This is a genomic window from Peribacillus sp. FSL K6-1552 (genome assembly GCF_038005205.1).
In the GTDB taxonomy this organism is placed as follows: Bacteria; Bacillota; Bacilli; order Bacillales; family DSM-1321; genus Peribacillus; species Peribacillus butanolivorans.
In genome coordinates this window covers 4,870,085-4,883,611 of the sequence record NZ_JBBOST010000001.1, presented here as the reverse complement: position 1 = coordinate 4,883,611, position 13,527 = coordinate 4,870,085, and the positions used below count along the sequence as shown (strand labels likewise).

The 13,527-nt window shown below is 38.1% G+C and carries 11 protein-coding genes; 7 read left to right on the top strand and 4 right to left on the bottom strand.

Annotated features, from left to right (window positions below):
* Positions 1-2 precede the first annotated feature (2 nt).
* Both NST21_RS23415 and NST21_RS23410 read left to right on the top strand, forming a co-directional pair.
* On the top strand, positions 3-1,721 hold the full coding sequence (locus NST21_RS23415; protein ID WP_116821010.1) for an adenine deaminase C-terminal domain-containing protein: 1,719 nt from the start codon (positions 3-5) through the stop codon (positions 1,719-1,721).
* Positions 1,722-2,385: 664 nt separating this feature from the next.
* On the top strand, positions 2,386-4,290 hold the full coding sequence (locus tag NST21_RS23410; RefSeq protein ID WP_340891576.1) for an endonuclease MutS2: 1,905 nt from the start codon (positions 2,386-2,388) through the stop codon (positions 4,288-4,290).
* Between the two features lie 133 nt (positions 4,291-4,423).
* Here the strand turns inward: NST21_RS23410 and NST21_RS23405 are convergent, their stop codons facing one another.
* On the bottom strand, positions 4,424-4,567 hold the full coding sequence (locus NST21_RS23405; RefSeq protein ID WP_116821008.1) for a YrzO family protein: 144 nt from the start codon (positions 4,565-4,567) through the stop codon (positions 4,424-4,426).
* Between the two features lie 36 nt (positions 4,568-4,603).
* Positions 4,604-5,566 carry a DMT family transporter gene (locus tag NST21_RS23400; protein WP_340891573.1) on the bottom strand — a complete coding sequence of 321 codons (963 nt, stop codon included), beginning with the start codon at positions 5,564-5,566 and terminating at the stop codon, positions 4,604-4,606.
* A gap of 138 nt (positions 5,567-5,704) precedes the next feature.
* Here NST21_RS23400 and NST21_RS23395 point away from each other — a divergent pair, with 138 nt between their 5' ends.
* The 5 genes from NST21_RS23395 to NST21_RS23375 all read left to right on the top strand — a co-directional run bounded on the left by NST21_RS23395 (position 5,705) and on the right by NST21_RS23375 (position 11,767).
* Entirely contained in the window at positions 5,705-6,577 is an 873-nt protein-coding gene (locus NST21_RS23395; RefSeq protein ID WP_340891572.1) for a LysR family transcriptional regulator, read from the top strand.
* A 347-nt stretch (positions 6,578-6,924) separates the two neighbouring features.
* The gene (locus NST21_RS23390; protein WP_340891571.1) at positions 6,925-8,709 is read left to right on the top strand and encodes a sensor histidine kinase; all 1,785 of its coding nucleotides are present in this window, start codon (positions 6,925-6,927) and stop codon (positions 8,707-8,709) included.
* Complete coding sequence (locus NST21_RS23385) at positions 8,681-9,427, top strand: LytR/AlgR family response regulator transcription factor (protein WP_252430840.1); 747 nt, start codon at positions 8,681-8,683, stop codon at positions 9,425-9,427. Before NST21_RS23390 ends, NST21_RS23385 begins: the two co-directional genes overlap by 29 nt.
* Positions 9,428-9,567: 140 nt before the next feature.
* Positions 9,568-11,361, top strand: coding sequence for a carbon starvation protein CstA (gene cstA, locus NST21_RS23380; protein WP_340891570.1), 1,794 nt, complete (start codon positions 9,568-9,570; stop codon positions 11,359-11,361).
* 250 nt (positions 11,362-11,611) lie between these two features.
* Positions 11,612-11,767 carry a DUF1540 domain-containing protein gene (locus NST21_RS23375; protein ID WP_082527361.1) on the top strand — a complete coding sequence of 52 codons (156 nt, stop codon included), beginning with the start codon at positions 11,612-11,614 and terminating at the stop codon, positions 11,765-11,767.
* 622 nt (positions 11,768-12,389) lie between these two features.
* Here the strand turns inward: NST21_RS23375 and NST21_RS23370 are convergent.
* Positions 12,390-13,040, bottom strand: a complete 651-nt coding sequence (locus NST21_RS23370; protein WP_056520039.1) for an O-methyltransferase — start codon at positions 13,038-13,040, stop codon at positions 12,390-12,392.
* Positions 13,027-13,386 carry a hypothetical protein gene (locus NST21_RS23365; protein WP_340891567.1) on the bottom strand — a complete coding sequence of 120 codons (360 nt, stop codon included), beginning with the start codon at positions 13,384-13,386 and terminating at the stop codon, positions 13,027-13,029. Before NST21_RS23365 ends, NST21_RS23370 begins: the two co-directional genes overlap by 14 nt.
* Positions 13,387-13,527: the final 141 nt, after the last annotated feature.

Here is a 13,527-nt window from a genome sequence, read left to right as displayed (position 1 = left end):
TTATGCAAATAGATATGCTGGTAAGAGATATCTACGTTTTTAACAGCTATTTTAAAAGATTTATTAAAGGAAATGCAGCTATCAAAGACGGGAAGTTTTATTATATTGGAGATCGGGAAATAGAGACCTTCCAGCCGGATCAGATTATTGATGGGCATGGTAAGTATATGGTTCCAGGTCTGATTGATATCCATTTACACATTGAAAGTACGATGGTAACGCCGTCCACGTTTTCCTATGGGGTAATCAAAAATGGCGTGACCACTATTGTGCCGGAACCACATGAAATGGCCAATATATTCGGAATTTCAGGTGTTAAGGAAATGATTAAAGCGAGTAAAGAGTGCGTAGCAGATATGTTTTATGCAATCCCGAGTTCTGTTCCTGCGACGTCGATGGAAACAACAGGCGGTTCTATTGAAATTAGCGACATAGATGAATTGATCCAAACAGAAGACATTAAATGTCTTGGTGAAATCATGAACTACTATGAGATTATTTCCGACCCGGATTGTAAAACGAATCAGATTTTGTCTCATATCCGTTCTCGTTATCCCGATTTAATAATAGAGGGGCATGTTCCGAAACTGCTCGATTTAGACTTACAAAAGATAGCATATGCCGGAGTAAATTCAGATCACACCCACCAAACAGTGGAAGGAATGGATGCTAGGATTGCTGCTGGAATGTTTCTTGAGATTCAAGAAAAATCAATGACTAAAGAAGTTATCGATTACTTAAAGGAAAAACAAGTAGATGAGCATTTCTGCTTTGTCACCGATGATGTTATGACTGACTCTCTTCAAAAAAGAGGACATCTCAATGTCCTTTTAAAGAAAGCGATACAAATGGGCTTGTCCCCGGAAAAAGCCATTTATGCGTGCACTTACACACCTGCACAGCGGATGAGAATGTATGACCGGGGTACCATTGCACCAGGGAAAGTGGCTGATTTTCTGCTTGTATCAAACTTGGAAACCTTTGACATTGAACAGGTATACAAAAAAGGTGAGCTTGTTTATGAATCTTCACAGCCATACGTGCAGGTAGTAAAGGAGAGACAATTCCCTGAGGCGTTTTATCAAAGTGTGAAGCTTGAGGCACTTACAGAAGACGATTTTGATGTCCCACTTTCACACAAGCATGACCGTTGCAAATGCCGCATTATAAACGTGCAGAATGGTTCAACTTTTACAAGTGAAACACATGATATGCTTGATATAAGAGATGGTAAGTTATGCTGGGAAGAAAGCTCTTACGGTTTAATCGCAACATTTGAACGATACGGAAAAAACGGTAATCGTGCGCATGGGTTAATCACAGGGGATGTTTTAAAGCGGGGAGCAGTCGCCACCACCTATTCCCATGATAACCATAATCTATTGGTGATTGGTCGCAATAAGCAGGATATGCTGATTGCCGCTAACGAAGTAATAAGGAAGCAAGGCGGAGTCTGTTGCGTAGAAGATGGTAAAGTCCTTTCCATGATTCCTCTCCCGGTAGGAGGAATTCTTTCGGAAGAGCCATTAGACATTGTATCGGAACAGGTTCAGCATCTAACTAATGCACTTAAGTCGTTAGGATATGAACATTACAATGTAATTATGTCATTAAGCACTTTATCGCTTCCTGTCAGCCCGGCTCTAAAAATAACTGACCATGGATTAATCAACGTAAATGAAGGGAAAATAGTCCCTCTTATAGTAAGTGATGAGGATTAGTTTAGTATATAAATCATTTCTACATTTAGGGAAAAAACTGATACCAAAAACCATGTAAAGTGGGGTTGGCTCAGTTTTTTCTCTTTTTAATTGATAAGTTTTGCACTGCATCAGTTTTTTTGCCTGAATATTTGGCTTTCCTATCTAGCTGCCAATTTAGGCTAATAAATATTTTATCTATATGGTTATTGAATTTTATTGACTCTTTTTTACTGATATGGTATAATTTTTCCAATCTAAGAAAAGGTGTGGTGTTTTATGTCGGGAGTAGGTATCAACTAATTTAGTTGAATAAGGTTTTTTAATCACTGGTTTATCAGTGCATTAAGTGTGCCTTTTTTTACAGTGTAAATATGCACTGTAAATACCTACCTTAAGACTGCTTCCTTTTCCATAATCGTGTAACATAAAGGTGTTACGACGAAAAGCATGGTGGGATTTGTCCTGCCATGCTTTTTCGTTGTAAGTAGGTCTATTTGATCTGCCGATTTTGTTATCGATAAAGGTCCTTATTATCTATAAGGCCGATGCCCGCAGGAGCTTTCTACTCAAATGAATGGCTGTCAATGCAGCCTGTTCATTTGTAAAGGTAGGAGGACTTTTGCGGGCATTTTTTTGGAATCGAGGATTTTAAATCTCTCACTCATTCAAGGAGGTAATCATAATGAATAAGATGACATATGAAAAATTACAATTTATAGAACTGAAAGAAATGGTAAAAAACCATTGCGTAAGTGGTTTAGGAAAAGCGTTGTTGGATCGACTTCAGCCAAGTACTCAGCTGAATGTGGTTAAAATTCGTTTAAACGAGACGACTGAGGCGAGGAATTTACTGAATGCTGAAAACCATATTCCCTTAAAAGGCATATCTAATGTTGGATACCAAATTGAAAAGCTAGAAAAAGGAATGATTTTAGAACCATCAGAGTTAGTTGCAATAGCAGATTTCTTAAGAGGCTGCAGGAATATTAAGAAGTTTATGAACGATAAAGAATTCTTCGCACCCACATTGCATGCCTATGCTCACTCCATGACTGAATTCAGGAGTATTGAAGAAGATATTCAATTCATTATAAAAGGAAATATGGTTGTTTCCGAAGCGAGCAAGGATTTGAAGCGCATTCGAAACCAAATAGTTAAGACAGAAAGTAAAATAGAGGAACGCTTAAATAAATTTTTAAAGAGTGGAGCGAACAAAGAATTCATTCAGGAGTTTTTTATCAGTAAAAAAGATGATCGCTTTACGATCCCGATTAAAGCTTCTTATAAAAATCAGGTGGCTGGAACAATCGTGGAAGTATCATCTAAAGGGGCAACAGTGTTCATTGAACCAGCATCTGTGACCAAATTAAATGTAGAACTAGCTAGTTTAAAAGCTGAAGAATCGATGGAAGTGTATCAACTTTTAGCAACACTAACCGGCACGATTAGCGAGGAACTGAAACCAATAAAAATAAATATAGAACTAATCAGTCAATACGATATGATTTTTGCAAAAGCAAAGTTCAGTAAAAGCATGGATGCCATTGAACCGAAAATCAATAATCATGGTTATATACAGTTAAAAGGTTGTAAACATCCTCTTTTGCCCCAAAATAGTGTACCTTTGGATTTCGAGATTGGTAAGGACTATCGCAGTCTAATTATTACAGGACCTAATGCCGGTGGTAAAACAGTGGTCCTGAAAACAATCGGTATCCTTACATTGGCTGTTATGTCAGGGTTTCATGTTGCCGGAAAAGAGGGGACGGAACTGGCAGTCTTTGATCAAGTATTTGTCGATATTGGCGATAACCAAAGTATTGAAAATGCACTCAGTACTTTTTCATCGCATATGAAAAACATCTCAGAAATCATGGGGACATTAACCAATAATTCATTGCTGTTATTCGATGAAATAGGGAGCGGGACGGAACCGAATGAAGGCGCAGCTCTAGCTATTGCAATACTCGAGGAATTTTATCAAATGGGCTGCATAACAGTTGCAACAACCCATTATGGTGAAATCAAACGCTATTCGGAAATACACAGTGATTTTATGAATGCGGCCATGCAGTTCAATAGTGAAACACTAGAGCCAAAGTATAAGCTTTTGATCGGTCAATCCGGGGAAAGTAATGCCCTTTGGATAGCGAAAAAAATGGATGTGCGTGAAAAGGTTTTGCAAAAGGCTAAGCTGTATATCGACACTAAAGACTATGACTTGGAACGTGTCCAAGAAGGTAAAATTAAAAAACCGAAAAAAGCGGCGGTTCCAAAGGAAGCATTGTATGAATTTGAAGTTGGAGACAAGGTAAAGTTAACTGAACTGAATGGTTATGGCATTGTATATAAAAAAATGGATTCTTACAATAATGTAGTTGTGCTTTTCGAAGATACATTCATAGAGGTTCTCGTTAATAGAATGGAGCTTGAAATAAAAGCCATCGATTTATATCCTGAAGGCTATGACTTGAATTCTTTATTTGTAAGTTATGAAGAAAGGAAATTGAAGCGGGACCTTGAAAGAGGATCAAAAAAGGCGTTAAAGATTGTAGCTGCGGATATACGGAAGAAACTTGGTGAATAGTACGATCATGAAACAGTAAATAAACCATTTTATATTTAACCAAAGTGCAAAAAAGCCTCTAAATGATAGGCTTTTTTGCATATTATTCGTGTACTTTTGCTTACAGGCACTGCCAAAAGTCTATTTTTGATTATTACTGAATTCTTTTACTTCTATCATTATATAGATTAATTAATTCTGCATTTTGCTTATTCATTTTTTTCACATTCTTATTAATCGTTGCCAATTCCCATAGTACAGCTAATCCAAAGATTATCATAAGCGTCAAGTAATCCATTGTTGTCCTCCCAATTGATGTTTTGTACCTTTATAATTAAGCGATTCTTTTTACTTTCCTTGGATTCAATTCAACTTGGGAAGGCAAGTTTTTTCTTTGATAATAATTGTTTTGAATCAATGCATATATCACTAAAAAAGTTCCCAGTAATTCGAATGATGTAAGTGATCCCCCTTGGATAAAAACAATGACTAACGTGGTTATCGGAACTAAATTGATAAATAGAATTCCATTAATGGGAGTTAAAAGTTTAATACCTAAATTCCAGCTTAATAGTGCTATGGCACCGGGGAAAATAATCATAAAAATCATCTCACCATAAATGGATTCAATAACCTCTGCTGTAGGGACGGACAGGCCCAGTACAGTTGCAAAGAATGTTATGATTCCTGATACAGATGTTCCTAAAATGCACGTTAAAGTCGAATAGCGGAGTGTTGACCATCCACTAAACTGGTTGCCACCCATCGTATATATAACCCATCCTATAACCCCAATAAGAATGAAAAGGATAGGAATGATGCTGTCTTTCAATAAAAATAGGAATGATAAGTTTCCATTGGTAATAACAAGAATGGCCCCTATTAAGGCAAGGAGCATACTGGCGATGGTATATTTCATGGGTCTTGCATTTTTGAAAACCCACATTATCATAATTGAAATCATAGGCATTAATGATTCCATGATGGAAGCAACAATTACCCCGTTATGGCCCAGTAAGTCTTGACCTGAGAAAATGAGAAAATTGTATACTGTAAACGCCATCGTTCCAAAAAACAATAAATTCTTTCCTTTACCTTCCAAGCAAAAAGACTTCTTTCCCTCTTTAATTAAAAGCAATATCCCTAAAATTATGCTAACAGCTAAATATCGCAGAAAAGAGAAATAAATAGGATCAATATACCTTAGTGCCCTTTCTGCAACTGGAAACATGGCTCCCCAAGAAATACTGGCTGTCAAACATAAAAGTGCACCGATTAAAACTTGATTTTTCTTCATTAAAAGCTTCCCCTCAAAAAAATAATGATTGATTAAATTCCTATACACACCTTATGATAAAGTCATTATCATGTAAAATGACTTAAAATGAATATAACCATCATTATTAATGATATTTTGGAAAGGGGGGTCACTTATATGGAAATGAGGGATTTGCAAATATTCCAGTGTGTCGCTAAATATGGAAGCATAAGTAAGGCAGCTGTTGAGTTGAATTACGTCCAATCCAATGTAACGGCGAGGATTAAGCATCTGGAGCATGAGTTACGGACGCCTTTATTCAATAGGCATAAACGTGGTATGTCTTTAACTGCAGAGGCCCGAAAAATGCTAGAGTATGTAAATAAAATTTTGCTTGATATGGAAGAACTCAAGCAAGTTTTCCTGGATAGTGAAACACCTACAGGAATATTGAACATCGGTACAGTTGAAACGGTCAGCGGTCTTCCTAAGATTCTAGCCTCTTATCATAAACAGTATCCAAATGTCGATTTATCCATAAAGGCTGGGTTAACAGAGGATTTAATTAAAGATGTTATTGATCATAGGCTAGATGGCGCATTTGTTACAGGACCGATTAAACATCCACTCATTCAGCAATACGATGTTTGTACAGAAAAACTTGTTTTAGTTACAAGAAATGGAACATTAAACCTTGAAGAATTTTTAACAGAACCAATTTTAGTATTCAGTCAGGGGTGTGGATATCGCTCTAAACTAGAACAATGGTTGAAAGAAGAAGAAGTGATGCCTAAAAGGATTATGGAGTTCAATGTATTAGAGACCATCTTAACCAGTGTAACACTCGGCCTTGGCATTACCCTCGTACCACAATCAGCGGTAAATCACCTTGCAGCCAATGAAAATGTGCATGTTCATGCAATTCCAGAAGAGTACGGCAATATTTCAACTGTCTTCATTCACCGTAAAGATGCTTATTTGACAAACTCCATGCAAAGCTTCTTACAAACAATTGAAGCTCATCATGAATGTACGGTTAAACAGATTTAAGCAAAAGCTTGGAACCATTCCTGAGCCAAAATGAAGGTCTGGGAGCATCATATCTCTTTACATAGAATGAATCGCAGAAACTTGGGCCTGTCCCGAACATGCAAGAAATAATAGCAAACAGACGATTTTCCCCTTGGATTAGGTAAAATCGTCTTTTCCATTCCAAAAATACTAGCAGGAGTTTTATGTATGCACGTAGTTAGGAAGTTAGGAATCGCGTGTGCCCGAGGAATAACTGGTCTGGGGGAGTCCCTATGACTATTAAGTAGCTAACGTAAAACCAGATTCGACAATGATTTCTTAGCAATTGTAAGATGAATGAAAAAACCATGAAAAGGGTGAATGATTTGGTTCATTTATTACCGTCGCTTATTGAAAAAGTAGGGATTATTGTGATAGCTGCATTCCTGCTTTCTTATATGAAACCCTTTCGACAAATGATTGGTCATGAACATCAAATGTCAAAGAAAATCATGCTCATAGCACTTTTTGGGGCATTCGGAATTATAAGTAACTATACAGGAGTCGAAATTGGGAATCATGTAATACCAGAAAGTGTTTGGCATACTGAGATAGCTCCCGATAACGCTATTGCGAATACGCGGATCATGGGAGTAGCGATCGGTGGTTTGCTAGGGGGACCATTTGTTGGTTTAGGTGTCGGTTTGATTGCTGGGTTGCACCGCTATTCTCTTGGAGGTTTTACAGCGGGGGCTTGTGCGATAGCAGCAATTTTGGCTGGAGTCTTATCGGGGTTTTTGGGTAAAAGGCGCCGAAAGTATGGGATGATCACTCCCTGGTTTGCTCTTCCTATTTGTATGGCCTTAGAAGCGATTCAAATGGTCATTATACTATTAACCGCTAAACCATTTGAAAGGGCGTGGGAGCTCGTAGAAGTAATCGGACTCCCTATGATTATTATCAACGGGTTTGGCACTTTGCTATTTATGCTCATCATTCAATCCACTATGAGGGATGAAGCACGGACGCGGGCTGTACAAACGAACCTTGCGTTTTTGATTGCTGATCAGACATTGCCTTATTTCCGACAAGGATTAAATCAAACTTCCTGTAAGAAAATAGCACAAATCATTTTGGGGCTGACTGAAGCCGACGCTGTGGCCATAACCAATGAACATAGTGTCCTTGCTCATGTGGGTGCTGCTTCTGATCACCATGTCCCAAAGGAGGGAATAGCTACAGGCTTAACGAGAAAAGCCCTTGAACAAGGCAAAATTATTATAGCTAAAACAAGAAAGGATATTTATTGTTTCCATGAACTTTGTCCATTGCAAGCTGCCGTAGTCCTGCCATTGCAAGTCCAACAGAAAACGGTCGGAACTTTGAAGATGTATTTCAAGCATCCCGATAAATTAAGCCAAGTAGAACAAGAGTTAGCTGAGGGATTGGCGAAACTATTTTCCACACAATTGGAACTAGCCGAAGCGGAAATGCAAACGAAATTATTAAAAGATGCTGAAATCAAGGCTTTACAGGCCCAAGTCCACCCTCATTTTTTGTTTAATGCGATCAACACGATATCTGTTTTATGCCGGACTGATGTGGAGAAAGCAAGAAATTTATTGTTGGAGCTAAGTGCCTTTTTTCGTAGCAATTTACAAGGCGCTCGTCAAATTCTAATTCCGCTTGAAAAAGAATTAGAGCATGTCAACGCTTATTTATCACTAGAGCAGGCCCGATTTCCAAATAAATATCATATCGTGTATCGAATTGAGCCAAGTCTTAAAGAAGTTCTATTGCCTCCATTTACGTTACAGCCACTTGTTGAAAATGCGATACACCATGCCTTTCCACATGTGAAGAACAATGGTGAAATTATCATTCATGTATATTTTAAAAACGAAATGATGTGTATTGTTGTGGAAGATAACGGGAAAGGGATCTCAAGCGAGAAATTAGATGAATTAGGTAAACATGCTGTAAAATCGAATAAAGGAACAGGAACCGCCCTTTATAATATCAGTGAACGGCTAGAAGGTATATATAATGGTCATGCCAGCCTCTCTATTGAAAGTGAAACTGGTCATGGAACACAAGTGAAAATATCAATACCACTTAACGAAAAAGGAGTATATGTCAACGATGATGAAAGCATTTATCGTAGAAGATGAACCATTGGCAAGAGATGAATTGAAATATCTTCTGAAGAGAAGCAGACAGGTTGAAGTTGTGGGCGAGGCTGATGGGATAGAAGAAGCCATGAGGGATATCCCTCGATTGAATCCTGATCTTGTCTTTTTGGATATTGAGCTTGCGGAGGGAAATGGTTTACTATTGGCTAAACAATTAGTAGAACTTGACCCTGCGCCTTCGATTATTTTTGCGACGGCTTATGACGAGTTTGCCCTTCAAGCCTTTGAATTATATGCTTTTGATTATCTATTAAAGCCATTTAATGAAAAAAGAATTCGTCAAACTTTGGATAAAATTATGAAACTCCATAAGATCGGGGAAGACGAATCTAGGATAAAATCTCCTGATAATCGAACCGCGGTTGAACAAACAAGTAAACTGGCTGTTGTAATAGATGATCGGATTGTCTTGATTGATCGGGACAACATTATATTTTTAGGATTCATAGAAGGAAAGACAATCATTAATACCGGAGATAATGAATATAAAATAGGTGACCCTCTCATTGTGCTTGAAAGGAAGCTCGACAATCGCTCTTTTTTACGCGTGCATCGCAGTTTCATTGTAAATATTGTCCATATATTAGAAATACAACCTTGGTTCAACTCGACTTATAACCTCATTATGAGTGATGGATCAAACATTCCAGTAAGTCGCACATATGTGAAAGAGTTAAAGCAGCTTATTGGTTTTTAATATTTTAACAATTCTGCATTTTAACTTCTTTATTTTGCAACCCATCCCTCATTATTTGCATTATAACTTGAAAATCATTTGAATCCGCTTTCATTGTGATATCATCATTTTACGATGTAAGAAATAGAGGGGGTTCAAAAATGAATGCGGTTCCAATCGTCATAGGCTCCATTTGTATTTTAATGATTGCCTACCGTTTATACGGGACATTCATAGCACTCAAAGTGTTAAAGCTCGATGATTCTAAGCCGACTCCGGCTCATAAATTAGAAGATGGAAAAGATTATGTACCAACAAATAAATGGGTGGCATTTGGCCATCATTTTGCAGCCATTGCAGCTGCTGGTCCACTTGTGGGTCCCATCTTGGCTGCACAATTCGGCTATTTGCCAAGTTTATTATGGCTTTTAATCGGAGCTGTAATCGGGGGAGCCGTCCATGATGCCGTGGTGCTTTTTGCGTCCATGCGTAAAGACGGTAAATCCCTATCGGAAGTAGCGAAAGAAGAACTTGGACCTGTAGCAGGCTTCTGTACAGGACTAGCGATGCTTTTTATCATTACTATTACGATGGCAGGACTTTCAATGGTCGTTCTGCATGCTTTAGAAAATAACCCATGGGGGACCTTTGCTGTTGGGATTACAATTCCTATCGCAATGGGTGTTGGGATTTACCATAAAAAAACTGGCAATCTAAAAGGTGCCACCATTGTCGGGTTCGGGCTCATTATGGCCGGGATTTTACTTGGGCCTAACATTCAAGGTACAGCACTTGGGGAATTATTGACACTAGAAGCAAGCACACTTGCTATTATTCTACCAATCTATGCTTTCTTCGCGGCCGCATTACCGGTTTGGCTGCTGCTCGCACCGCGTGATTACTTGAGTACATTTATGAAAATTGGTGTGTTTGCCGCATTGATAATCGGCGTTTTCGTGGTAAATCCAGAGATACAATTTCCTGCGGTTACGGAATTCATTAATGGCGGAGGTCCGATTGTCGCCGGTCCGGTTTGGCCATTTATTTCAATAACCATTGCCTGTGGTGCCATTTCAGGATTCCATGCATTTGTTGGATCAGGCACAACTCCAAAAATGTTAAATCGCTGGAGTGATATAAAATCCGTTGGTTTCGGTGCGATGCTTGTAGAATGTGTAGTTGCCATTATGGCATTGATTGCTGCAGTTTCGTTACAACCAGGCGATTATTTTGCCATTAACTCCTCACCTGAAGTATTTCAAACATTAGGCATGGAAACCGTACATCTTAACGAACTTAGTGAGGAAATTGGCATTAATCTTGAGGGAAGAACAGGTGGGGCAGTTACACTTGCTGTTGGGATGACCTATATTTTTACCGAAATTCCCTTCTTTGACAAGCTGGCTTCATTTTTCTTCCAATTCGTCATCATGTTCGAGGCGGTCTTCATACTAACCGCAATCGACTCTGGGACACGTGTTGCCCGTTACTTAATCCAGGACTTCTTCGGAGAGTTTTATAAACCATTAAAGAAAGTCGACTGGTTACCGGGTAACATCTTCGCCAGTGCGTTAGCCTGCTTTATTTGGGGCTATCTTCTCTACTCTGGTGACATTGGTTCAATTTGGGCACTCTTTGGTGTATCAAATCAGCTTATGGCCTCGATTGGACTCATCATCGGTGCGACTGTCGTCTTAAAAATTGCAGACAAACGTTGGTATATATGGACATGCCTCGTACCTCTTGCCTACTTATATGTAACGGTTAATGTAGCGGGGTACTGGATGGTAAGAAACGTATACTTAAATCCAGAATCTGCAGGATTTAGTATCTTAAATGGTGTATTATCTATCACCATGTTATGCCTAGGATTAGTCATTCTTATTTCAGCCTTGAAAAAATGGCGGGAGCTTTGGAAAATCCCACAAGCCGAACTTTTGGAAAAGTCAGCATAATGTTAAAGAATCCGGGCAGATTCATTTATATCCAATCAACTTCAAAAGAATATTGTGAACAGAAAAAAACGACCTAATGTCTAAAATATCTAAACAGTTTAACGAGAAAAAAGTCCTTTGTTAATCGGTTAAAAAGCTTTTATTTACCGATTCATGACATTTATTTTAAAGTGAAGGAACTTGAGCCTGAAAAAGGAAGTATCAATAACCCCAACTTTGTTAATGATAGCAGATGAGGAGGTGTGATACTATGGCAAAAGATGTTCTATGTGAAGTGAATAATTGTAAATTTTGGGATTCTGGAAACAAATGTAGTGCAGATGCTATTTATGTAGTTAGTAATAAAGGGAAACAAGCATCTAATAGCGAAGAAACTGATTGCAAAACATTTGATCCAGAAATTTAAATCATCGGGGGTAACCATCATACTGGTTACCCTTCTTTATTTATATTATTGATAATAATTATCATTTTCATTCAAGATTATAGAAATTCATTTTATTTTTTCTGCATGACCTCGAGAGATTGATCGAAATCCTCGGGAGTTAGTGCGATAAACTCGAGTTAGAGCGATAAATTCTGAGTTTGAGCAATTTACTCGTGAATTTAGCTGTTTACTCGTGAGTTTGAGCTGTTTACTCGTGAATTTGGCTGTTTTACTCGTGAGTTTGAGCTGTTTACTCGTGAATTTAGCAGTTTTACTCGTGAGTTTGAGCAATTTACTCGTAAATTTAGCAGTTTTACTCGTGAGTTTGAGCAATTTACTCGTAAATTTAGCTGTTTTGCTCAGAGTTCGCACTTTACTCGTGAATTTGGCTGTTTTACTCGTGAGTTTGAGCAATTTACTCGTAAATTTAGCTGTTTTGCTCAGAGTTCGCACTTTACTCGTGAATTTAGCAGTTTTACTCGTGAGTTTGAGCTGTTTACTCGTGAGTTTGGCTGTTTTACTCGTGAGTTTGAGCAATTCACTCGTAAATTTAGCAGTTTTACTCGTGAGTTTGAGCAATTCACTCGTAAATTTAGCTGTTTTACTCGTGAGTTTGATCGATTACTTTTGAAATGGTCAGCCCATCACCGATTGGAATCAGCAGGGATTCTAATTGAGGATGATTGGCCACAGTTTCATTGAATGTCTTCATAAATGCAGTATAATGTTTAGGTTCAGCATCCTGATCCGCCACACTGCCTCCCACAAGTACGTTATCCATGACGATTAAAGCACCCGGTTCCGCCAGTCTAATGCAATATTGCAGGTAATTTTCATAATTGTCCTTGTCAGCATCTATAAAGAAAAAATCAAATCGCTTGTTATCACCAACGAGTTTTTCAAGGCTTTGCAAAGCTGCTCCGGTCATATATGATACTTGATCGCCAAAGCCAGCTTTGGATAGATTGGCATAAGCTAACTTTGCGTATGACTCCTTTAATTCAAGGGAGGTTAATTTTCCTTCGCTGCCGAATCCCCTGGCAAGGCAAATTCCGCTATAGCCCCCAAGAGCTCCTATTTCCAAAACATTTTTAGCTCCTGAAATGGATATAAGCATGGTAAGAAGTTTTCCAGATGAGGGAGATACCGATATGGACGGCATTCCATTTTCTTGTATGGTCGTAATGACTTCTTCCAAAAGAGCATCTTGGGTATAAAACAATGAATCGATATAACTGTTAATTTGTTTCATTCATTTCAATTCCTTTCTCATCATTATTGGAAGTTTCCATTTCTTCATTTTTCTTATCGGCTGTCTCACTTTCTTGTATTTCAAATAATTGAATAAATTCGTTGATTAACATATCAATGGCTTTCAATTCACCGACTAAGATTTGGTTTATGGATTGAAACTCTGGTTTATCTAATTGCTCCTTGATGGTTGAACGTTTAAGATTCATCATTTCTAAAAAAGCAATTGCCCTTCCGCGGCGAAACGTTTTTGGACCACGATGGTGTGAACCATGCTCTTTTCCTTTGTGATGCTCACCACGGTGATGTCCCTCTCTCTTGAAATCCTTGAATTTTTCATTTTTCATTATAAAACCCCTTCCTGTGTATACGATTGTATACATATCGTTATGCTTATTATTGTATACAATCGTATACATATTGTCAATTTGGATTCAAATATATACGCATATCGTGGTATGCTTGGTAAATTTAATATTAAGAAATGT